Annotated in this window: 20 protein-coding genes; 13 read left to right on the top strand and 7 right to left on the bottom strand. The window is 71.2% G+C overall.

Features of this window, described 5'->3' with window-relative positions:
• Positions 1–89: 89 nt before the first annotated feature.
• Positions 90–602, top strand: coding sequence for a DUF1269 domain-containing protein (locus ABZ928_RS47735; RefSeq protein ID WP_361534572.1), 513 nt, complete (start codon positions 90–92; stop codon positions 600–602).
• A gap of 29 nt (positions 603–631) precedes the next feature.
• The gene (locus tag ABZ928_RS47740; protein WP_361534575.1) at positions 632–2,236 is read left to right on the top strand and encodes an alpha/beta fold hydrolase; all 1,605 of its coding nucleotides are present in this window, start codon (positions 632–634) and stop codon (positions 2,234–2,236) included.
• Between the two features lie 9 nt (positions 2,237–2,245).
• Here the strand turns inward: ABZ928_RS47740 and ABZ928_RS47745 are convergent, their stop codons facing one another.
• The 5 genes from ABZ928_RS47745 to ABZ928_RS47765 form a co-directional block, all read right to left on the bottom strand.
• Positions 2,246–2,971: a GAF and ANTAR domain-containing protein gene (locus ABZ928_RS47745; protein ID WP_361534578.1), complete on the bottom strand. Its 726-nt coding sequence runs from the start codon at positions 2,969–2,971 to the stop codon at positions 2,246–2,248.
• Positions 2,972–3,053: 82 nt separating this feature from the next.
• Positions 3,054–3,917 (bottom strand): GAF and ANTAR domain-containing protein, encoded by an 864-nt coding sequence (locus ABZ928_RS47750; protein WP_361534581.1) that lies wholly within the window; start codon positions 3,915–3,917, stop codon positions 3,054–3,056.
• A gap of 24 nt (positions 3,918–3,941) precedes the next feature.
• A complete protein-coding gene (locus ABZ928_RS47755; RefSeq protein ID WP_361534584.1) occupies positions 3,942–5,822 on the bottom strand; it encodes a CheR family methyltransferase in 1,881 nt (626 codons plus the stop codon).
• 5 nt (positions 5,823–5,827) lie between these two features.
• A complete protein-coding gene (locus ABZ928_RS47760; RefSeq protein ID WP_361534587.1) occupies positions 5,828–6,427 on the bottom strand; it encodes a chemotaxis protein CheB in 600 nt (199 codons plus the stop codon).
• Between the two features lie 62 nt (positions 6,428–6,489).
• Positions 6,490–7,872: a DUF2252 domain-containing protein gene (locus ABZ928_RS47765; RefSeq protein WP_361534590.1), complete on the bottom strand. Its 1,383-nt coding sequence runs from the start codon at positions 7,870–7,872 to the stop codon at positions 6,490–6,492.
• Between the two features lie 194 nt (positions 7,873–8,066).
• Here ABZ928_RS47765 and ABZ928_RS47770 point away from each other — a divergent pair, with 194 nt between their 5' ends.
• Positions 8,067–9,257, top strand: a complete 1,191-nt coding sequence (locus ABZ928_RS47770) for a winged helix DNA-binding domain-containing protein (RefSeq protein WP_361534593.1) — start codon at positions 8,067–8,069, stop codon at positions 9,255–9,257.
• Between the two features lie 69 nt (positions 9,258–9,326).
• Here ABZ928_RS47770 and ABZ928_RS47775 read toward each other — a convergent pair whose 3' ends face one another.
• Entirely contained in the window at positions 9,327–9,635 is a 309-nt protein-coding gene (locus ABZ928_RS47775) for a hypothetical protein (protein ID WP_361534596.1), read from the bottom strand.
• A gap of 174 nt (positions 9,636–9,809) precedes the next feature.
• Here ABZ928_RS47775 and ABZ928_RS47780 point away from each other — a divergent pair, with 174 nt between their 5' ends.
• From ABZ928_RS47780 to ABZ928_RS47815, 8 genes are all read left to right on the top strand, one after another.
• Positions 9,810–10,169 carry an arsenate reductase family protein gene (locus ABZ928_RS47780; RefSeq protein ID WP_361534599.1) on the top strand — a complete coding sequence of 120 codons (360 nt, stop codon included), beginning with the start codon at positions 9,810–9,812 and terminating at the stop codon, positions 10,167–10,169.
• A gap of 58 nt (positions 10,170–10,227) precedes the next feature.
• Positions 10,228–11,052: a hypothetical protein gene (locus ABZ928_RS47785; protein WP_361534602.1), complete on the top strand. Its 825-nt coding sequence runs from the start codon at positions 10,228–10,230 to the stop codon at positions 11,050–11,052.
• Positions 11,053–11,148: 96 nt separating this feature from the next.
• A complete protein-coding gene (locus tag ABZ928_RS47790; RefSeq protein ID WP_361534605.1) occupies positions 11,149–11,823 on the top strand; it encodes a hypothetical protein in 675 nt (224 codons plus the stop codon).
• 352 nt (positions 11,824–12,175) lie between these two features.
• The gene (gene glnII / locus ABZ928_RS47795) at positions 12,176–13,204 is read left to right on the top strand and encodes a glutamine synthetase (RefSeq protein WP_361534608.1); all 1,029 of its coding nucleotides are present in this window, start codon (positions 12,176–12,178) and stop codon (positions 13,202–13,204) included.
• Positions 13,205–13,589: 385 nt separating this feature from the next.
• Positions 13,590–14,159, top strand: coding sequence for a winged helix-turn-helix domain-containing protein (locus tag ABZ928_RS47800; RefSeq protein WP_361534611.1), 570 nt, complete (start codon positions 13,590–13,592; stop codon positions 14,157–14,159).
• 98 nt (positions 14,160–14,257) lie between these two features.
• Positions 14,258–15,523 carry a sensor histidine kinase gene (locus ABZ928_RS47805; RefSeq protein WP_361534614.1) on the top strand — a complete coding sequence of 422 codons (1,266 nt, stop codon included), beginning with the start codon at positions 14,258–14,260 and terminating at the stop codon, positions 15,521–15,523.
• Positions 15,508–16,161, top strand: coding sequence for a response regulator transcription factor (locus tag ABZ928_RS47810; protein WP_361534617.1), 654 nt, complete (start codon positions 15,508–15,510; stop codon positions 16,159–16,161). Before ABZ928_RS47805 ends, ABZ928_RS47810 begins: the two co-directional genes overlap by 16 nt.
• A 180-nt stretch (positions 16,162–16,341) precedes the next feature.
• Positions 16,342–17,895 carry a DUF1996 domain-containing protein gene (locus ABZ928_RS47815; protein WP_361534620.1) on the top strand — a complete coding sequence of 518 codons (1,554 nt, stop codon included), beginning with the start codon at positions 16,342–16,344 and terminating at the stop codon, positions 17,893–17,895.
• 66 nt (positions 17,896–17,961) lie between these two features.
• Here the strand turns inward: ABZ928_RS47815 and ABZ928_RS47820 are convergent, their stop codons facing one another.
• Entirely contained in the window at positions 17,962–18,396 is a 435-nt protein-coding gene (locus ABZ928_RS47820) for a hypothetical protein (RefSeq protein ID WP_361534623.1), read from the bottom strand.
• A gap of 65 nt (positions 18,397–18,461) precedes the next feature.
• On the opposite strand from ABZ928_RS47820, the gene ABZ928_RS47825 reads away from it, so the two are divergent.
• Together ABZ928_RS47825 and ABZ928_RS47830 are read left to right on the top strand one after the other, a co-directional pair.
• Positions 18,462–19,025 carry a tetratricopeptide repeat protein gene (locus ABZ928_RS47825; RefSeq protein ID WP_361534626.1) on the top strand — a complete coding sequence of 188 codons (564 nt, stop codon included), beginning with the start codon at positions 18,462–18,464 and terminating at the stop codon, positions 19,023–19,025.
• Positions 19,026–19,074: 49 nt separating this feature from the next.
• Positions 19,075–20,997 carry a hypothetical protein gene (locus ABZ928_RS47830; protein WP_361534629.1) on the top strand — a complete coding sequence of 641 codons (1,923 nt, stop codon included), beginning with the start codon at positions 19,075–19,077 and terminating at the stop codon, positions 20,995–20,997.
• The last annotated feature ends 1 nt before the right edge of the window (position 20,998 follow it).

Here is a 20,998-nt window from a genome sequence, read left to right on the forward strand (position 1 = left end):
TCCTTTTCCGGCGCCCGGCGTGCGGCCCGCAGGCCCGCCCCCTAGAGTCGGGCAAAACGCTTCATTGCTCTGATAAGGGGTGTTTCCGGATGAGTGATCTCTTCGTCGTCGCGTACGACGACCTCGCCACCGCCAACCAGGTACGCGAGAAGCTCCTCGAACTGACCAAGCAGCATCTCGTCGAGCTGGAGGACGTCGTGGTCGTCGAGCGGCGCGACGACGGCAAGATCAAGCTGCACCAGGCGGTCAACCACACCACGATGGGCGCGGCGGGCGGCGCCCTGTGGGGCGGGGTGATCGGGCTGCTGTTCCTGGCCCCGCTGCTCGGCGCGGCGGTGGGCGCGGCGGCCGGCGCGGCCGGGGGCGCGGTCACCGACACCGGGATCAACGACAACTTCATGAAGGACCTCAGCCAGAATCTCCGCCCGGGCGCGGCGGCCCTGTTCGCCCTGGTGAAGCAGGCCGCCCAGGACAAGGTGATCCCACAACTCGCCCCGTTCGGCGGGCAGTTGGTGCAGACCTCGCTGAGCCAGGCCGACGAGGACCATCTGCGCGAGACGATCGCGGCGGCACGCGCGCCGAAGGCGGAATCGGCTTCCTGAGGCCGCGGCCGCCGTGAGTGAATGAGGTCATGATCTCCTCGTTCATTCAGCACGGTGACGGCGAACGGCTCAGCGGGGTGTACGGCGGCGGTGGTCCCGGGCGGGCCACCGCCGTTGTGCTGCACGGGGCGGGAAACGGCAGCAAGGAGCGACTGGCCCCGCTGCTGGAGGAGTTCGCGGGGCGGGGCTGCGGAGTGCTCGCCCTCGACTTCTCCGGGCACGGCGAATCCAGCGGCGACAAGCGGGAGTTGAGCCTGCGGCGGCGGTTCGAGCAGGCCGTCGCGGTGATCGACGCACGGGTGCCGGCGGATGTTCCGCTGCTCCTGGTCGGGTTCAGCATGAGCGGACAGACCGTGGCGGATCTCGTACGGCACTACGGGGAGCGGGTGACGGCGATCGGGCTGTGCGCGCCGGCGGTGTACGCGGCCGAGGCATGGGAGCTGCCGTTCGAGAACAGGGACGGGCGGTTCACGGAGATCCTGCGGACGCCGGACAGCTGGCGCGGGGCGCCCGCGCTGGACGTACTGCGGGGGTTCGAGGGGCGGGCGGTGCTCGCGGTGCCGGGGTACGACGAGGTCATTCCGGCGGACGTGACGGAGGCGGTCCAGGACGCGCTGGCCGCGCGGTCGCAGTACACGCGCGTCGAACTCCCGGACGCACAGCACCGGTTGGGCGAGTGGTTCCGGGAGCACGCCGACGACCGGCGGGAGTTCGTCGACACACTGCTGGTGGCGGGCTGGACGGCGACCCGCGCCTGGGTGGCCAAGCGGCTGCCGGAGGGCCGTTCGGTCGCCACCACCCGTTTCCTGTCCGGTGGTTGGAGCTCGCAGATGCGCGCACTCACCCTCGACGACGGCACGGATCTGGTGCTGCGGTCCTTCGTGAAGCCGTTCTTCCGCCATCACGCGCCCGGCCTCCTGAACCGCGAGGCTTCGGTCCTGGAGCTGCTGGCCGGGCAGGACGGCATCCCGGCGCCCGCGCTGATCGCGGTCGACGCGACGGCCGAACACTGCGACCACCCCGGCCTGTTGATGTCCCGGCTGCCGGGCCGGGTACGGGTCGACGAGGAGGACCTCGAACGGCGGCTCGACCTGCTGGCGGCGCTGCTGGTCCGGATCCACGGGGTCCTGCCGGAGGAGCGGCCGCGCGCGTATCAGGCCTGGACGTCTCCGGAGCGGGTGCGTGCGCCGCGCGGGGCGCTGTGGGAGCGGGCCGTCGAGGTCATCCGGCGCGAGCCACCGTCGTACGAAGGGGTCTTCCTGCACCGGGACTTCCACCCCGGGAACGTCCTCTTCACCGATGACCTGCGGATCAGCGGGGTCGTCGACTGGGTCGAGACCTCCTGGGGGCCCGCCGATCTGGACGTCGCCCACTGCTCGACGGCGCTCGCGCTGCTGCACGGGCCGGAGTACGGGCTCGGGTTCCGGGAGCGGTACGAGGCGCAGGGCGGGCGTCAACTCGCCGAGGGGGCCGATCACTTGTACTGGCGGCTCCTCGACGCCCTCGCCTACGCGCCCGACGCGGAGAAGCTGGCGGGGCCGTGGCGCGAGCTGGGGAGGACCGATCTGACGCCGGAGGTGCTGGGCGGGCGGCTGGAGGCTTATGTGGGCGGGTTGGTGGAGCGGTACGCCTGAGGGGGCGGGTCACTTCGCGGCGGTCAGGTCCAGCTGTTTGCGGACGACGTCCCCGGCCACGTCAGCCAGGCGGCGGCGGTGGGAGCGGGCGTGGGTGCGGAGGAGCTCGAAGGCCTCGTCGACGCCGATGGAGAGGCTCGCGGCGAGCATGCCCTTGGCCTGTTCGATGATGATCCGGCTGGAGAGGGCCTGGCCCAGCTGGTCGGACAGGGCACGGCTCTCGCGCAGCAGGCGGTCGCGCTCCAGGGCCCAGCCGGCGGCGTCGGTGAGCGACTGGCCGAGCTCCAGCAGGCCGGGGCTGAGCGGGGCGGGGCCGGGGCCCAGTAACACCAGGGCGCCCAGGGTGAGGTCGCCGACGTGCAGGGGCAGGGCGGCGACCCGGCCGAATCCCAGCTCCAGGGCCCGGGGTGTGTAGCGCGGCCAGCTCCGGCGGGCCGGTTCGCCGGCGAGGGCGGTGTCCGGTACGGGGCGGCCGGTGCGGCGGGCCTGCGGGCCCGGGCCCTCGTCCCACTGCACGGCCTCCTGCGCCAGGCGCATCAACTCCTGGCCCGTACCGGCGACTTGGACCTGTGCGTGTTCATCGGGCGCGTACAGCACGATCGCGGCGTAGTCGCCGAGCAGCTCGCTTCCGTGGGCCGCGAGCACGGCCAGGAGCCTGCCGGGGTCGATGACCCCACAGGCAGCCAGTTCGACGAACGCCTGTGCGATGCGTTGCTGCTGCACGGGTGCGCTCATGAGATCCCCTCCACTTCCAGGGCATCGGTCACGGGCCTCCACCCGCGGTCTTCCGTGCCCGTTCACCGACGTCTCCCCCACCTCAGCCCAGCCGCAGCTCACCCCGCACGATCCGCGAAGCCACGGAGTGCGCGGAGGTTCCTTCGGCGAAGGCATGCGCCTTGATCAGTTCCAGCGCGTCGCCGATCGAGCAGCCCCGCTGGACGCTGAGCATCCCGGCCCCCTGATGCACGGTGGCGCGCATGCTCATGCCGCCGTACAGGCCGGGATCGCCGTCCGGGCTGAGGATCATGGAGCGCGTGAGCGCCTCGGCGACCTCGGTGAAGGTGCCCGATTCGACGAGCCCCGGCTCCGGGTCGAAGACGGCGAGGGCGCCGACGCAGGTGTCCTCCAGGCTGAGCGGCACGGCGGCCACGCCGGCTATCCCGAGGTCCGCCAGGGCGGGGCCGTACCCGGGCCAGCGGTCGGTCAGCGTCGCGCCGGACGCCGACACCGGACGGACCTCGCGCGTGGCGTCCCGGGCCGGGCCCTCACCGAGCAGGAACTCCAGTTCCTGGGCGGCCCGGGCCGGCTCGTCGGAGGCGGCCAGGGCGAGTTGATCGAGGGTCGCGCCGACGAGGGTGAGGGCAGCGCTGCTGGTGCCGCAGGCCTCCGCGACGCCCGTCATGAAGAGGGGCTGCGGGGCGCGCCGGTCGTGCACCCACTTCGCCAGGCGCTTCGCGTAGGCGTCCTGGAGACTCGCCGCCGTCTCATGGCAGGCGGCGGTCGATCGGTGGACGGTCGCGATCCGCAGGTGCATGTCCTTCGTCTCGTTGGAGGAGGCCGTCGCGGCGAGGATCTCATGACGCTCGGCCTTGCGGGTCTCCTCCGCGGAACGGGCGTGCGCCACATCGGCGTTCCGCTGCGCGGAAGCCTTGCGGTCAAAGGCACCGCCTCCGCTGGCCATACCGGAATCCTACGCCCCGCCTGCTCATCCGGAGGAGTTTGTTCGGCCTTCTTCCATGAGCAGGACCGCGCCGCCGTTGTGCCCGTCGAAAGGGCTGCACTGCACCATGCAGGTGATGGCCCGGCCCACCCGGTTCACCGCCGGCACCGGCACCGGTGCGCCGCGTTTGCCGGTGTCCACGCAGCTCTTGATGGTCTCGCGCAGCTCCTCCGGCGGCAGCCCGAACTCAAGGCTGAAGAAGCCCTGGTCGAGGACCTCGTCGGGGCGCAGGCCCCACAGATCGACGGCGCCCCGGTTCCAGCTCTTGACCTTGAAGTCCTTGTCGAGGACCACCACCCCGGCGGCGATGGAGGTCAGCACCGCCTCCAGGAACGCGCGGGCCTCGTCCAGCTCCTCGGTGCGGACCCGCATCTCCTCGTTCATGGTCTCCAGTTCCTCATTGCCGGACTGGAGTTCCTCATTGGTGGTCTCCAACTCCTCGTTCGTGGACTGGAGTTCCTCGTTCGTCGTCTCCAACTCCTCGATGCTCGACTGGAGCTCCTCGTTCGTGGTCTCCAACTCCTCGTTCGTGGACTGGAGTTCCTCGTACGCCGTCTCCAGGTCCTCCCGCACCCGCTTGACCTCGGACTTGAGCTGGGTGGCGACCGTGACATCGGTGAAGGTGATGTTGGTGGCGGCCGTCAGACCGTCGGAGCCGGTCAGCGGCTGGACCAGGATGTCGAAGAACTGGAGGTCCTCGCCGACCCGGCGCTCGGCCCCGTTGACCCGCAGGGTGCGCCGCTCGTGGGTGGCCTGCTCGATCAGGGAACGCAGCTCCACGGGCCGGTAGGAGATCTCCAGATCCTGGAAGGGACGGCCCACGTCGTTCGAGGTCAGACCGAACTGCACGCGCGCGTGACTGTTGATGAGGATGACCGTGCCCTCGGAGTCGACCGCCACGGCCGCGCTGGGCGAGGCGTCCAGGATGAGGTCACGCATCTGCCGGTGGCGGGCCATCGAGTGCAGTTCGGTGCCCACCCCGGCCCTGATCTTGACCGGGGCGGGCTGGTACGGCGGGGTGGCCTCGCCCGGGCGGCGCCGGAACACGCGCTGGCGCATGCTCATCACGTCGAACCGGTCGGAGTCGTTGAGCAGCATCTCGGCCTTGCCGAGGAAGAGGAAACCGCCCTCGCGCAGCGCGAAGTGGAAGCGGTCGACGATCTGCGTCTGCGCCTCGACGTTGAAGTACATCAGCGTGTTGCGGCACAGGAGCAGGTCGAGGCGGGAGATCGGGGCGTCGCGGGTGATGTCGTGGCGGCCGAAGATGACCCGGCGGCGCAGATCGGAGCGGAAGCCGAAGCGGGCGCCGTTCTGCTCGAAGTACTTGTCGCGCAGCTCCGGTGCGAGGGGGGCGAGGACCTTGGCCGGATACAGCCCGGAGCGGGCGTCACGCAGTGCCTCGTCGTCCACGTCCGTGCCGTAGATCTTGACGCGGTCCAGCGTCTCCTCCAGCCCCAGCGCCTCGGCGAACATGATCGCCAGCGAGTAGGCCTCCTCGCCGCTGGAGCAGCCCGCGCTCCACACCCGGATCTCGTCGTCGGTCCCGCTCTGGGCGAGGAGTTCGGGGAGCACCTCGCGCTGGAGGAAGGTCCAGGACTCGGGGTCGCGGAAGAAGGAGGTGACGTTGATCAGAATGGTGTTGAACAGCGCGTCGAATTCATCCGCGTTGGTCTCCAGTCGGTCACGGTAGTCCGCGTACGTCGCCACCTGGGCGTCGCTCATGCGCTTGCGGATGCGGCGGCCCAGGGAGGACCGCTTGTAGCCCGTGAAGTCGAAACCGCGCGCGTCCCTGAGGAAACCGAGGAGTTCCTCCAGTTCCTCGTCGGTCTCCACATCGGGCTGTCCGTCGCCTGTCCCTGCAACCACTGCTCTTACTGCCTCTTGGTCTCGACAAGTCCGCGGATCACCGCGGCGATCTCTTCCAGAGGTAGCACGAAGTCCACCGTCCCCGTACCCACCGCCGCATCCGGCATTCCTTTGAATTCGGCCGTGGCGGGATCCTGCACGATCACGGTGCCGCCGCGCGACTTCACCGCGTCCACGCCCATCGAGCCGTCCTTGCCGGTGCCGGTCAGCACGCACGCGATGGCCCTCGGGCCGTAGGCTCCCGCGACCGATTCGAAGAGGAGGTCCGCGGAGGGGCGTACGAAGTGGACGAGCTCGGTGTCGGTGAGGGCGAGGCGGCCTGCGGGGCCGACGAGGAGGTGGCGGTCGGGCGGGGCGATGTAGACGGTGCCGGGGCGGGGGCGTTCCTTGTCCTCGGCGAGTTTCACGGAGAGAGGGGTGCGGCGGTCGAGGACCTCGGCGATGACCGTGCGGTGGCGGGGGTCGAGGTGCTGGACGAGCAGGACGGGGACGGGGAGGTCCGCGTCCAGGGCGCCGAGGAGGGTACCGAGGGCGTTGATGCCGCCGGCGGAGGAGGCGAGGGCGACGACCTCGAAGTGGTCGTAGGGGGGTGCGTCGGGTTGCACGGGGTCAGCGTAGAGCGGTTGGGGGGTGGGCGCTGCGGGTCGGGGGGTCACGGCTTCGGGGGTCACGGCTCCGGGGAGGCTCTCACCACGCCCGCCGCGATGGCCGTGGCCAGGGTCGCGTGGTCCTTGGTGGTCTGGGTGGCGTAGGTGTGGGCGAAGTCGGCGATGGCGTGGTCGAAGGTGTCGGTGCCGCCCAGGTAGGCGGCGATGGCGATGCGGTCGCCGGAGCGGGCGTGGGCTCGGGCGAGGGCGGTGCCGCAGAGGCGGGCGTAGGCGGTGAGGTCGGCGGGGGTCATGCCGGCGACGTCGGCGGTGCCCTTCATGTCGCGGAGCTGGCGCCAGTAGAAGGCGCGGCCCTGGGGGCCGGTCATCCAGCCGAGGAAGATGTCGCTCGCCGCCTGGAGGAGGCGCTGACCGGCTACGACGCGGTGGCCGGGGTGGACGTACGGGCCGTGCGGCAGGTGTTCCTCCAGGACCGACTGTCTCGCTTCCTTGATCTGGAGGAACAGGGCGTCGTCGGCGTCTCTGCCCGACAGCAGGACGATGAAGCAGCGCATTCCCACGCTGCCGACCCCGACCACCTTGCGGGCCGCGTCCACGAAGCGGTAGCGGTCCAGGAGGAGGCGGCGTTCCTCCGAAAGGGTCGAGCGGTAGTCGCTGAAGATCTTGCGGAGCGCGGCCATGTCGGGGGCGCCGGCGGGTTCGAGGAGCGGTGGGTCGTGGATGATGCGGCGGCGGCCGTCGACGACCTCGGTGAGCTTGCCGACGGCGTGGAGGCTGGTGCGGCGGCGGGCCCGGGTCAGGCTCGACTCCATGCGGCGCCGGTGTCGGGCGGAACGGACCAGGGGCAGGAGCGTGTCGGCGTCCAGGCGCTCGTACCAGACCGCCAGTTCGCCCAGGCGGGCCAGCCGGTGGATGGATGCGCGGTACGCCGTCGTCGCCTCCAGCGCCGCCCGGCGCGCCTTGGCCTCGCTGTGGCCGTTCTCGCGGGCGGCCACGACGACGCTGGCGGCGAGCCGTTTGACGTCCCACTCGAAGGGGCCGGGGAACGTCTCGTCGAAGTCGTTGAGGTCGAAGAGGAGGGCGCGTTCGGGGGACGCGTACAGGCCGAAATTCAGGAGGTGGGCGTCGCCGCAGAGCTGGACCGTCAGGCCGGTGTGCGGTTGCGCGGCCAGGTCGGCGGCCATCACGGCGGCGGAGCCGCGCAGGAAGGCGAAGGGCGAGGCGGTCATCCGGCCGTAGCGGATCGGCAGGAGTTCGGGGAGACGGTCCCTGCCCTGGCGTTCCAGTACGGCGACGGGGTCCGGGCGGTCGATGCCGGGGATCCACGCGGCGTGCGCGGAGCGAGTGACGCGCTTACGGGCGGCGCGACCCCGGGCCGCCCGGTCGGCGGGGCTGCCACCGGGGGCTCCGCCGGAGGTACCGGGGGTACCGGGGCTGTTCATCCGCCGCCCTGCCTGCACATCACGCCTCCCGAGTCCGCCAGCTCCTCCTGATCGCAGGGAAGCGTGGGACGGGGGCGGGCGCATGCCGGGTACGGCGATCGGGTGACGGCGGCCGGCGGCGGGCCGTTGTCAGTGGGGTCCGGCAGGATGCCCTCACGGGCGGCGTACGGGCGGTGTGACGGGTGGAGGCCGGGATGGGTGTCGGGCGGCTGCGGTACATCGGGGTCGGCGAGCGGCGGGAGCGGCTGGGGGTGCGGCATCTGCTGGCGGGTGGCGAGCGGGCCGTGGGGCCGGAGGAGGTCGCCTCGGCGCTCGTCGCGCTGCACGGGACCGATCCGGCGAGTGTGTATCTGGCGGTGGGGGCGCGGCTGGCGGAGCCGGACAAGACGGTGGGCGAGACCGAGCGGGCGCTGTACGAGGACCGCTCGCTCATCCGGATGCACGGCATGCGGCACACGGTGTTCGTGTTTCCCACGGAGCTGACCGCCGTCGTGCACGCCTCGACCGGGCTCACCGTCGCCGCGCGGGAACGGGCCGGGCTGCTCAAGGACATGGCGAAGACCGGGGCGCCGGACGCCGACTGGCTGGCCGAGGTCGAGGAGTCGACGCTCGCCGCCCTCGCGCGGCGCGGGGAGGCGACGGCCGCCGAACTCGCCGCGGACGAGCCGCGGTTGCGCACGCGGTTCGTGTACGCGGCCGGGAAGAGCTACGAGGGCGTCCACACCGTCTCGTCACGGCTGCTGAGGGTGCTGGGCGCCGAGGGGAAGGTCGTACGGGGGCGGCCGCTCGGGTCCTGGACGTCCACGCAGTTCCGGTGGGCGCCGGCGCCCCCGCATCCCGAGCTCGACGCCGCCGCGGCCCAGGCCTCGCTGCTCGGACGGTGGCTCGCGGTGTGCGGGCCCGCCACGGAGGACGACCTCAAATGGTGGACGGGCTGGAAGGTGACGGACGTCCGGCGGGCACTGGCCGCGATCGGGGCGGAGGAGGTGGCCCTGGACGAGGGCAGGGGGTGGGTCGTCGCCGGGGACGCCGACGCGGTGGCCGCCGGTGCGGTGGAGCCGTGGGCCGCGTTGCTGCCGGGGCTCGATCCGACCGCGATGGGGTGGCAGCGGCGGGACTGGTATCTGGCGCCGGAGCTGCGGCCGTCGCTGTTCGACGGGAGCGGCAACGTGGGGCCGACGGTGTGGTGGGACGGGCGGGTGGTGGGCGGCTGGGCCCAGCGCGCCGACGGGGAGATCGTGTGGCGGGTGCTGGAGCAGGGGGGTGTGGGGCGCGAGGCCGAGGCGGCGATCGGGGCGGCGGCGGAGCGGTTGCGCGGGTGGCTGGGCGCGACCCGGGTGACACCGCGCTTCCGGACGCCGATGGAGCGGGAGTTGGCGGGATAACGGGGTTGAGGGGTTGAGGGGTAGCGGATGCCGGGCGCCGAGAAGCTCGGCACCCGGCATCTCAACGGCTCACCGCGCGTAACGCATCAGCGCCCGCACCATGTGGCACGTCGTGTCCGACGGTGGGTGCACGCCGATCGTCTCCGCCGTGCTCCGTATCGTCTCGTTGCGGGCCTGGTTGGGCAGATAGACGCCCGAGTCGAGCAGGGCGATGGCGAGCCGCATCGCCTTGAGGCGGCGGTTGTGCGTGATGTACCACTCGCGCGGACGTCCCGGCGGCAGCGGGCGCTTCTCCACGGGTGCGTACGGCAGGTCCAGCAGCACCGGGTGCTGGGCGGTCGACTGGGTGGGCAACGGCTTCAGTGCGGCAGCGGGCACAGGCATCCTCCTGTCGCGGTCAGGGCATCCGACGGGGTCCTGGAAGCCCCCGCCCTCACCCTCGAACACTGCTTCTATTCTACCCGCCCCCACTGACAAAAGCCCCTGGCCACAAGGGCTTTCGGGGGTGCTGTGACAGGGGTGGAGAACGAGTTTTCGCGTACCGTGGACTGCATGGAGATCTGGATCAACCCGGCCTGCTCGAAGTGCCGCAGCGCGATCAGCCTGCTCGACGCCGAGGGCGCCGACTACACCGTCCGCCGCTATCTGGAGGACGTACCGAGCGAGGACGAGATCAGGGCCGTACTCGACCGGCTCGGCCTGGAGCCGTGGGACATCACCCGCACCCAGGAGGCCGTCGCCAAGGAGCTCGGGCTGAAGGAGTGGGCCCGGGACGAGTCCGCGCGGGAGCAGTGGGTGAAGGCGCTCGCCGCGCACCCCAAGCTCATCCAGCGGCCGATCATCACCGCGGACGACGGTACGGCGCTGGTCGCCCGCACCGACGACGCCGTACGGGATGCTCTGTCCCGATAGGCAAGTGATTGTCCGGCGGCGGGAGTTGAGGCGGTTCCCGCTGTTACCCTCCGCCGCCATGAGCTTCGGTGATCAAGGAATGCCGTACGGAGCCCCGGACCCGTACACCCAGCAGCCGTACACCCAGGACCCGTACACCCAGTGGGTGGTCGAGCAGGAGCGGATACGTCGGCGGCGGCGCACCCGGCGTGCGGTGGCCGCGGGGGTGGGGGGCATCCTCGTCGCGGCGATCACGGCGGGGACCGTGCTGTACACGGACGGGGGCGGCGCCGCGGACGACGTCGCCGCTCCCCCGTCCTCGGCCGTTCCGTCCGTCACCGTCTCCCTTCCCTCCGACGCCCCGTCCGCACTGCCCTCGCTGCTCGCCCGGCCCGTGATCCGGCCGGAGCGGGCCTTCCCGGAGAAGAGCGTGCGGCTGGCGGACGGCTCGCGGTACGAGCGCGTCGATCTGGCCAGCACCCAGGACTGTTCCGAGGGCGTGGCGCCCGAGCTGGCCGCGCTGCTCGCTCAGGGGCAGGGGTGCGAGCGGCTGACCGCCGCACTGTTCACGGACGCCGAGCGGCGCTCGCAGGTGACGGTGACCGTGCTGAGCTTCCGGACCGTGCAGGACGCCTCGTCGGTGTTCGCGATGGCCTCGATGGACCCGGTGACGTATCAGGTGGTGTCGCTCGATCCGCCGCCGGAGGCGGGGCTGCCGACCGTGCCGCCCGGGTCGGCCGGGGTGTTCCGGCGGGTGATGACCGTACGGTCCGTGGTGTTCGCCAACGGGCAGTGGGGGGACGGGTCGGAGGCCGACGAGGCCGCGATCACCGCGGAGACGGAGGGGCTGCTGCGGTACGCCAACGACAACGTGGTGGCGTACGAGGACCCAAGTTCCGTGTGACGTAGGTTACTTCAGTGACTCCTGTAACCGCTGAGTAACATCGTTCGGTATCTCGTACATAGCGGCGTACGCTCCCCTACCTCCCAGGAGGCGCGCATGTCGCGTAGGAGAACACTCAGTTCGGGCAAGAAGGTCGCGCTGCTGGTCGGCGCGGCGGCGATGGCGGGTGGCGGTGCCTTCGTCATGGCGAGCACCTCGAACGCCTCACAGTCGGCTCAGACTCCGCAGACCAAGGCCGCCGCGGACTCCGTCGTCTGCCAGGGGCTCGCCACCGCCCTCGGCAACAACCAGAAGTTCATCGACGGCCAGCGGGCGAACCCGGACGCGCAGTCCGCGGCGCGGATCGCCAACCGTGAGGCGGTCATCGCGCAGATCCAGGTGCAGCAGAAGGCGTCCGGGTGCGCTGTTGGGGAGTCGGCTCAGGGCTCCCAGACGGCACAGCCGGCCGCGACGGGCGCCGCGCCGAGCACACCGGCGGCCGCCGCGGGAAACACCGGAAACGCCGGCGGGGCCGCCGCCTCCGGGCAGCAGGTCTGCAACGGCTCCACCGTCACCCTCTCCGGCGAGGGCGGCGCGCCGGCCGCCTCCAGCAACCAGTTCCCGGCGGGAACCAAGCTGAAGGTCACCAACCTGGACAACAACAAGTCCACGACGGTGGAGGTCACCTCGGTCTCCGGCAGCTGCGTCCTGCTCAACAACGCCGCGTTCGAACAGGTCCGTGAGCCCGGGAAGTTCCTGATCCGGCGGGCCGTGATCGAGAAGGTGGGGTGAGGCCTACGGCGTAGGAACTCGCCAGTACGTGTCATGGGTCCTGCTGCTCGCGGCCACGAGCAGCAGGACCGACACACGTCCGGCCCCGGCGTCCAACCCCATCGCATACGAGCTGTCACCGGGTCCCCGCCCCGGCCCAGCTGTCGACTTTCTGTGTCGCTTTCCGCACACCGGGGGCCCTCACGGCGTGAGACGTGCCACAGAACCAGCAGGTAACACGGGGTTCACATTCGAGCAATGATCGGGAAATCGCCTGTTGACAGGCTGCCGGGCATCAGCGCGGCGTTTCAGTGCCGCAGCGCCGCAGCACCCGCACATGCGCCTAGAGACCCACCCCCGAAGGATGTGGCCCGTGACCTTCAAGGCTGAGTACATCTGGATCGACGGCACCGAGCCGACGGCCAAGCTTCGTTCGAAGACCAAGATACTGGCCGACGACGCCAAGGGTGCCGAGCTGCCGATCTGGGGCTTTGACGGTTCCTCCACGAACCAGGCCGAGGGGCACTCCTCCGACCGTGTGCTGAAGCCCGTCTTCTCCTGCCCGGACCCGATCCGCGGCGGCGACGACATCCTGGTCCTGTGCGAGGTCCTCAACATCGACTTCACGCCGCACGAGTCCAACACCCGTGCCGCGCTGACCGAGGTCGCCGAGAAGTTCGCCGCTCAGGAGCCGATCTTCGGCATCGAGCAGGAGTACACCTTCTTCAAGGACGGCTACCCGCTCGGCTTCCCCAAGGGCGGCTTCCCGGCCCCCCAGGGCGGCTACTACTGCGGTGTCGGCGCGGACGAGATCTTCGGCCGTGACGTCGTCGAGGCGCACCTGGACAACTGCCTGAAGGCGGGTCTCGCGATCTCCGGCATCAACGCCGAGGTCATGCCCGGTCAGTGGGAGTTCCAGGTCGGCCCGGTCTCCCCGCTGGAGGTCTCCGACCACCTGTGGATCGCCCGCTGGCTGCTCTACCGCACCGCCGAGGACTTCGGCGTCTCCGCCACCCTGGACCCGAAGCCGGTCAAGGGCGACTGGAACGGCGCGGGCGCGCACACCAACTTCTCCACCAAGGCGATGCGCGAGACGTACGAGGCGATCATCACCGCCGCCGAGTCGCTCGGCGAGGGCTCCAAGCCCCTCGACCACGTCAAGAACTACGGCGCCGGCATCGACGACCGTCTGACGGGCCTGCACGAGACCGCCCCGTGGAACGAGTACTCCTACGGTGTCTCCAACCGCGGCGCCTCGGTCCGTATCCCGTGGCAGGTCGAGAAGGACGGCAAGGGCTACATCGAGGACCGCCGCCCCAACGCCAACGTCGACCCGTACGTCGTGACGCGCCTCCTCGTCGACACCTGCTGCTCCGCGCTGGAGAAGGCCGGCCAGGTCTGACCCGCCCAGCGGCTCCGGCAGCTCTCTGAGGGGCGTCCACCTTCGCGGTGGGCGCCCCTCGCTGGCGCAAACGCCTGGTGGGGTGATGCACACCACCCTCGATTTCACGTCAAGGAAGCGTCCAAGCAGTGAGAGGAGGCTCCTGTTGCGGGCCTGTGTCTGCTTCAATGGGCCCATGGCCAGCATCCAGAACCCCAGCGCGACAGGTCGCCATGACCTTGAGCCGTTCTGGCCTTCCCGTCAGCACCACGATTTCGACCGGGTGTGTTGCCGCGCGGTGAACGCGCAGGCCCTCTAAAGCCGTACACCCCTTCGGCCTTCGGCCCGCGCGCAGTCGACGTACGTCCACCGACGAACCTTCTCGCGCGAAAAGAGCTGACCTCTCATGGCGACCACTCGTACTCTGTCCACCGCCACCCTCCCCACCCCTTCCGAGAGCGGCGCACGGCATCGACTCCGGGCCGTCGGCCCGAACGACGTTCCCAGCGTCGTGGACTTCCTGCCGCCGGGTGCCACCTGGCTGCCCGCGCCCCAGCACACGCTGCCGACCCTGCCGGGCCAGCCGCCGATGATCGGCTACCTGGTGCTCGTCCCGGCCGACCAGCAGCCGCCCCTCCTGCCGGACCCGGGCGTCCGCTCCGGCGGCCTCGACGGCGACGGCGACCCGCTCGTCCGGATCGACACCGTGCAGCGCACCGCCGAGGTGAACGGTGCCGAACTCGACCTCACCTACCTGGAGTTCGAGCTCCTCGCCCACCTCGTCGCGCACCCCCACCGGGTGCACACCCGCGACCAGCTGGTCACCACGGTCTGGGGTTACGGACATGTGGGCGACGGCCGCACCGTCGACGTCCACATCGCCCGGCTGCGCCGCAAGCTGGGCGCCGAGAACCGGCAGGCCATCCAGACGATCCGCCGGGTGGGCTACAAGTACGCGCCGCCGACCGGGCGCTGACCCACCCTGACGAGGTGAGGGGGTGTACCCAGCACCACCCCCTCACCCGGTGTCCAGGCCCCGTGCCCCCGCCCTCGTCCTCGGCCAGACTGACTGCCATGGACATCGAGACGCGGCGCGACAGTGGTCGTGCGAGGGCACAGGGCATGGGGCGGGCGGCACTTCGGGGGCTGGGGCTGGCGCTGGTGGCGCTGCCGGGGGCCGTGCTCGGTTTCACGCTCTCCCTGGTGTCCATCGCCCTCATCCCGATCGGGGTCGGGATCGTCACCACGCCGTGGGTGCTGACCGGCGTACGGGCGTTCGCGGACTGGCGGCGGGTGCTGGCCGCCGAGTGGGGCGGGGTGCGGATCCCGTCGGCGTACCGGCCGATCCCGGCAGACTCCAATCCCTGGGCGCGCACCTTCGGGATGCTGCGGGACCCGGCGACCTGGCGGGATCTGCGGTGGCTGCCGGTCGACATGACGGCGGGCTTCGTGACCGCGCTGCTGCCGGCCGTGCTCGTGCTCTACCCCCTGGAGGGGTTCGCGCTCGCGGCGGGGCTGTGGCGGGTCTTCCCCGACGGGTACTGGTACGGGTTCGTCCCCGTCACCGGGCAGGTCTCCGCGCTGGGCGCCGCCCTCCTCGGGCTCGTCATCCTCTTCTTCGGCCACTTCTTCGCACCCCGGGCGCTCCAGGCGCACTTCCGGCTGACCCGTTCCGTACTGGCCGCCGGTCAGGGCGAGTTGGCCGAGCGGGTCCGGGTGCTCACCGAGACCCGTCGGGACGCCGTGGACACCTCCGCGGCCGAACTGCGGCGCATCGAGCGGGATCTGCACGACGGGGCGCAGGCGCGGCTGGTCGCGATGGGCATGGACCTAGGCACCATCGAGATGCTCCTCGACAAGGACCCGGAGAAAGCGAAGGCGCTGCTCGCGCAGGCCCGTAAGTCCTCCGTGGACGCGCTCGCCGAGCTGCGGGACCTGGTGCGCGGGATCCATCCGCCGGTGCTGGCCGAGCGCGGACTCGGGGACGCCGTAAGGGCGTTGGCGCTGCGGCTGCCGTTGCCCGCCGAGGTGACGGTGGAGCTGGGCGGGCGGGCCGAGGCGCCGGTCGAGTCGGCTGCGTACTTCGCGATCAGCGAGGTCCTCACCAACGCGGTGAAGCATGCGGGCGCCGACCGGCTCTGGGTCGACCTGCACCACGCCGAGGGCACGCTGCGGATCACCGTCACCGACGACGGCAAGGGCGGCGCGGTGATCGGGGCGGGCTCGGGGCTGGCCGGGGTCGAGCGGCGGCTCGGTACATTCGACGGCGTCCTGGCCGTCAGCAGCCCCGCGGGCGGTCCCACCATGGTGACCATGGAGATCCCTTGCGTGTTGTCCTAGCCGAAGATCTGTTCCTCCTGCGGGACGGGCTGGTCCGGCTGCTGGAAGCCCATGACTTCGAGATCGCCGCCGCCGTCGAGTCCGGCCCCGAGCTGACGCGTGCGCTGGCCGAGCTGGAGCCGGACGTGGCCGTGGTCGACGTACGGCTGCCGCCCACGCACACCGACGAGGGGTTGCAGTGCGCGCTGGAGGCGCGGCGGGCGCGGCCGGGGCTGCCGGTGCTGGTGCTGTCGCAGCACGTGGAGCAGTTGTACGCGCGGGAGCTGCTGGCGGACGGGACCGGCGGGGTGGGGTATCTGCTGAAGGACCGGGTGTTCGACGCGGCGCAGTTCGTGGACGCGGTGCACCGGGTGGCGGCGGGAGGGACGGCCATGGATCCGCAAGTGATTCAGCAGCTGCTGACCCGGCGGGCCGCCGCCGACCAGCCGCTGGGGCGGCTGACCGCCCGGGAGCTGGAGGTGCTGGAGCTGATGGCGCAGGGGCGGTCCAACGCGGCGATCGCGGGGCAGCTCGTCGTCACAGAACGGGCCATTGCCAAACACACCTCCAATATCTTCGCCAAACTCGGACTCGAGGTCTCGGACGATGACAATCGCCGCGTTCTGGCGGTCCTCGCCTATCTGGACCAGGGCCGGTGAACGGCCGCTGATTTTCCGTAACTTCAGCTGCTCAGGCGGCTGTTGGGGCGAGGGTGCCGAGTAATCCTCTGAATTTTGTGAGAGACGGATGAACACCCGTGGGACCACGTCCGTATGGAACGACGCCGCTTCACTCCTGTCGGGCGCCTCGATGCCCCGCAAGGAAGTCAGAGGAGTTCCATGGGACGCAACAATCGTAAACGCCGTACGTCGATGACCACCAAGGTCGTGGCCGGATCGGCAGCCCTAGCGCTCGGTGGGGGCGGGCTTGTCTGGGCGAACTTCTACGCATCGGCTCATGAGTCGAACTCGGGGCAGAACCAGGTGAAGGCCGCCGGGGCACAGATCGCCACGATCCAGTGCCCGGACGTCGGCCAGAAGCTGACGAACGTCCCGAACGGCGCCCGGAACGGCGTGAGTACGGAGCTGGCGAACCTCGACAAGCAGATCACCGAGGCGTACGCCCGGCTGGCATCCACGCGCCAGGCGCAGACGAACGACTCGGGGTTCGTGCAGAACGCCATCCTCGGCCCGCTGAAGGACAAGCGGTCCGCGACCCTGGACCGGATCCGGATCAACATCCAGCGGGCCGGCGGACAGGTCAACAACCTGTCGCAGTTCGCCGCGTGCACCGGGGTCGCGGCCACCCAGCCGCAGACCAACGCCGGTGGCGGCCAACAGCAGAACGGCGGTCAGCAGCAGAACGGTGGCCAACAGCAGAACGGCGGCCAGCAGCAGGGCGGTCAGCAGCAGAACGGCGGTCAGCAGCAGGGCGGCCAGCAGCAGAACGGCCAGGGCGGTAACGGCCCGACCGCCGCCGACTTCGTGGACATCACGAAGGTGCAGGCCAACGCCACGCTGGGGGTGGGCGCGAACGGGCTGCCCGCCAACGGGCGTTCGGGTTCGCGGGGCACCTTCACCACCAAGTGCGGCACCAACGGCAACGACAACCACAACACGGACAACGTGATCGTCGCGCCGGGTGTCAGCAACGGCGCCCATCACCTGCACGACTACGTCGGCAACCAGAGCAACGACGCTTTCGCGAGCGACCAGGAACTGGCGGCGGCACAGACCAGCTGCCAGAACCAGGGCGACAAGTCCTCGTACTTCTGGCCGGTGCTGCGTCTCCAGGACGGTACGCAGGACTTCGACCAGAACGCCGCCGGTGGTGGCACCGAGGGCAACGTCGGCAAGATCCTCCAGCCCGCCCAGGCCCAGCTGAAGTTCGTCGGCAACAAGAAGGGCAACGTCGTCGCGATGCCGACCGCCCTGCGCATCATCACCGGTGACGCCAAGGCCTTCGTCAACGGCAACGCGAACGCCAACGTCAACTGGTCCTGCACCGGCTTCGAGAACAAGGTCCAGCTGCACGACAAGTACCCGATCTGCCCGCAGGGCAGCCAGGTGGTGCGCACGACCAACTTCCAGAGCTGCTGGGACGGTCAGAACATCGACAGCGCCAACCACCGCACCCACGTGGCGTTCGTCCAGGCCGACGGCACCTGCGCCAACGGCTTCAAGGCGATCCCGCAGCTCCAGGTCCGGCTCGTCTACAACGTCCCGGCGCCGACCATCCAGAACGGCACGGTGGTGAAGCCGTACGCGGTGGACTCCTTCCCGGAGAACATCCACAAGCCGATCACCGACCACAACGACTTCATCAACTTCTTCTCCACGAACACGATGAACAAGATGGTCAACTGCATCAACACCGGCCAGAAGTGCCAGTGAGCCAGTGATGAAAGAGCCGGCGGTGGGAATTCCCACCGCCGGCTCTTTCGTGTTCGGCGGAGCCGCTCAGTGGCTGCCCGAGTGCGTCGCGTGCGCCGAGTGGTCCGTGCCCTCCTCGATGTCCCCGCCGAGCGTCTTGCGCAGGGTCGCGGTCACCGCCTTCGTCTCGCCGACGGCCACCCACTTGCGGCCGACCAGGTAGTGCCCGCCGTAGTCCTTGGCCCCGTTGATCCACTCGCGCTGGCCGCGGTCGGTGGCGAAGGTGGCCAGCAGGAACTTGCCGTCGGCGTCGCTCTTGCGGCACGAGGCCTGGCGGAGTTCGTCGGCGTCGATCTGGATGGTCGGCTCGCAGCCCACCTCGGCGGCGAGGTGTTCGAGGCTGCCGGTCGCCGTCTCCGGTACGGCGGCGGCCTTGTCGTCACCGTCGCCGCCGCCGGATCCGCAGCCGGCCAGCAGGAGCGCCGCCGCGGCGGCCGCGAGCATCGGTCGGGTCAACCTCATCTGTTCCTCCGGAACCTTCCCATGGGCCTGGGTGCCCGTCCCCTTGCATACGGGTGCGGGACGGGATGCGCTCAAATCCCGCGCCCCCGTGGGCACACCCGTGCGAAAGTGTGCCGGTGAACGAGAACTGGGAACAGCGCATCACGGCCGCCTGGGCCACCTTCGACGACTACCCCGAGGAGCGGGCCGCCGACTTCCGGGCGGTGATCGACACCCTCGTCGCCGAACTCCCCGAAGGCACCCCGGACGCCCCCTTCGAGCGGGCCTGCGCCTGGGACTCCACCGGCCACTCCGACAAGGCGGCCCCCCTCTACCGCGAGGCCCTGGCACTCGGCCTCACCGGCTACAAGGGCCGCCGCGCCAAGATCCAGCTCTCCAGCTCGCTCCGGAACATCGGCCAAGCCGAGGAGGGCGTCAAGCTCCTCACCCCCGAACTGGACGCCCCCTCCGACGAGTTGGACGACGCCGTACGAGCGTGTCTCGCCCTGTGCCTGTCCAGCCTCGGCCGTGACCGCGAGGGCCTCTCGCTCGTCCTGGGCGCGCTGGCCCCCCATCTGCCGCGCTACCAGCGGTCGATGGCGAACTACGCGCGAGCACTGGTGGAGCCCGAGGACTCTTCGGGGGCCTGACTCACCCGGGTGGCGGTGACCTCCGTACGATTCGCTCGTTTTGCTGAACGTGCAGTCACAGGATGTCGCCCCGCGCCCCGCACCCGCCGCCTCCCCCGAGCCGTTCGTCGATGTCGAACAGGCCGAGGCCGCGCTCGTCGAGCACTACCCACGGCTCGTCCGGCTCGCCTATCTGGTGCTGCCGCCGGGCCTGGGCCGCAACCGGCGGGTCCTGACCGCGCACGCGCTCACGCAGCGCGCGCTGCCCCGGGGCCGCGCCTCGACGCCCGTGATCCCGGCCCAGTCGACGGGCCGGGACGGCGACCCCGGGTACGCCTTCGTCCGCCTCCAGGTGCTGCGTACGGCGCTGGAGGCGGGCCTGCCGCTCACCTTCAAGGCGCGTCCCAAGCGCTCCCAGCTGCCGCCGCTGCTCCCCCAGGTGTGGGGTCTGCGCCTCTTCCCGCGCTCGGGCGGCGCCGATGAACTCGCTCTGGACCAGAAGCTGTCCGCCCTGTCGGCCCCGGCCCGCGCCGCGTACGTGCTGCGCGGTCTGGAGAAGCTCCCGGACGGCGATGTCCGCCGGGTGCTGTCCGAGGCCGGGGTGGCGGAGCCGGACGAGGCGCTGGAGGAGGCCGACACCGTCCCGGCGGCCCAGTACGCCCTCCTCGACTCCCCCGAGTTCGACCCGTGCTCCCTCCAGGCCCGGCCCACCGACCTCATGCGGCGGCGCCAGCACCTGAAGGCCGCGCTCGCCGCCGCCGCGGCCGTCGCCGTGTGCGGGGCGCTGCTCGGGCTGCCGGGCGACGGCTGGGGACCGGACGGCGCCGCCGCCCCGTCGTACGCGCGGAACCCGGCGGCCCAGGCGGCCCTCGACCCGGCCCAGCTGACCCGGGTCCCGGCGCTGGCCTGGCAGGCCGCCTCGCGCAACGACTTCTCCGTGTGGCCCGCGCGCGGCGACCTCACCGACGACACCGCGCTGCTGCGCCGCGCCCTCGCCGTCTGGGCCCGCCCCGGCGAGACGGTACGCGTGTCGGCCACCCCCGGCACCCCGTCGGGCGGCCCGTCCGGACCGGCCCAGCTGCTGTACGCCGGGACCGTCGACAACGCGCGCGTGGTGATCCTCTACGACGGTCTGCGCATCGCCCGCTACGCCGAACCGAAGGACGGCACCGAGGGCGCCGCGCTCGACTTCGCGCGGGCCGACGGGGCGACCTCGGCGGAGGCGAGCGCGATCGTGCTGGGCCGGGCCGACGGCAACATCCGCTATCTGACGGCGCCTTGGGTGAAGAAGGCGGCCGAACGGGACCTGCTGAAGCCGTCCGCCGGCGCGATGGACCTGAGCCTGAAGGACGGCATCACCTCCCCGATGGCCGGCCCCGCCCAGAGCGGCAGCTGCACCTCCTGGAACGTCCTCCAGCTGACGGACGCCTCCGGCACCCGGCTGCTGAGCGACCTCGGCGAACTGGTCCCGGCCCGCCTCACCACGGGCCGCCCGGGCGCCTCCCACGAGGCGACCGGCGCGGAGGCGCTGCGCACCTGGGCGCCGTACGCCTGCTCGCTGTCGGCGATGCGCTCGGCGGGCGTGCGGACGGTGAACGCGTGGTCGTACGCGCAGCAGCGGCTGCCCGACGCGAGCGGAGCGGCGGACTGGGTGTGCACGCGCGCGGAGACCTGGCGCGGCGGCGGGACGCGCGTGCTGGCTCAGTTCCGGACGCCGGGCGGGGCGTACGGGGCGGTCGCGGCGCAGGCCGAGAACGTACCGGCGTGCGGGCCGCGCGATCCGCATGTGCTGGCGGGTGTGCTGTGGAAGTCGGCGGCGGGGTCCTGGTATCTGCTGGCCGCGGGTGACAAGGACACGGCGTCGGTCCGTACGACGGGTGCGGTCAGCGGGTCGGCGCGGGGCAATGTGCTGACCGTGAAGACGAAGGAAGGCGCCCAGGCGGGGCTCAAAGGGACCTTGGAGGACGGGCGGGCGGTCTCCGGACTCCGCTAGC

Source organism: Streptomyces sp. NPDC046909, assembly GCF_040644695.1.
In the GTDB taxonomy this organism is placed as follows: domain Bacteria; phylum Actinomycetota; class Actinomycetes; order Streptomycetales; family Streptomycetaceae; genus Streptomyces.

Coding starts and splice junctions, on each gene's coding strand:
- ABZ928_RS47825 (WP_361534626.1), top strand. CDS start 18,462: ATGCGCTCAAATCCCGCGCCCCCGTGGGCACACCCGTGCGAAAGTGTG.
- ABZ928_RS47780 (WP_361534599.1), top strand. CDS start 9,810: ATGGAGATCTGGATCAACCCGGCCTGCTCGAAGTGCCGCAGCGCGATC.
- ABZ928_RS47735 (WP_361534572.1), top strand. CDS start 90: ATGAGTGATCTCTTCGTCGTCGCGTACGACGACCTCGCCACCGCCAAC.
- ABZ928_RS47790 (WP_361534605.1), top strand. CDS start 11,149: ATGTCGCGTAGGAGAACACTCAGTTCGGGCAAGAAGGTCGCGCTGCTG.
- ABZ928_RS47750 (WP_361534581.1), bottom strand. CDS start 3,917: ATGGCCAGCGGAGGCGGTGCCTTTGACCGCAAGGCTTCCGCGCAGCGG.
- ABZ928_RS47800 (WP_361534611.1), top strand. CDS start 13,590: ATGGCGACCACTCGTACTCTGTCCACCGCCACCCTCCCCACCCCTTCC.
- ABZ928_RS47820 (WP_361534623.1), bottom strand. CDS start 18,396: ATGAGGTTGACCCGACCGATGCTCGCGGCCGCCGCGGCGGCGCTCCTG.
- ABZ928_RS47740 (WP_361534575.1), top strand. CDS start 632: ATGATCTCCTCGTTCATTCAGCACGGTGACGGCGAACGGCTCAGCGGG.
- ABZ928_RS47745 (WP_361534578.1), bottom strand. CDS start 2,971: ATGAGCGCACCCGTGCAGCAGCAACGCATCGCACAGGCGTTCGTCGAA.
- ABZ928_RS47765 (WP_361534590.1), bottom strand. CDS start 7,872: ATGAACAGCCCCGGTACCCCCGGTACCTCCGGCGGAGCCCCCGGTGGC.
- ABZ928_RS47785 (WP_361534602.1), top strand. CDS start 10,228: ATGAGCTTCGGTGATCAAGGAATGCCGTACGGAGCCCCGGACCCGTAC.
- ABZ928_RS47770 (WP_361534593.1), top strand. CDS start 8,067: ATGGGTGTCGGGCGGCTGCGGTACATCGGGGTCGGCGAGCGGCGGGAG.
- ABZ928_RS47805 (WP_361534614.1), top strand. CDS start 14,258: ATGGACATCGAGACGCGGCGCGACAGTGGTCGTGCGAGGGCACAGGGC.
- ABZ928_RS47815 (WP_361534620.1), top strand. CDS start 16,342: ATGGGACGCAACAATCGTAAACGCCGTACGTCGATGACCACCAAGGTC.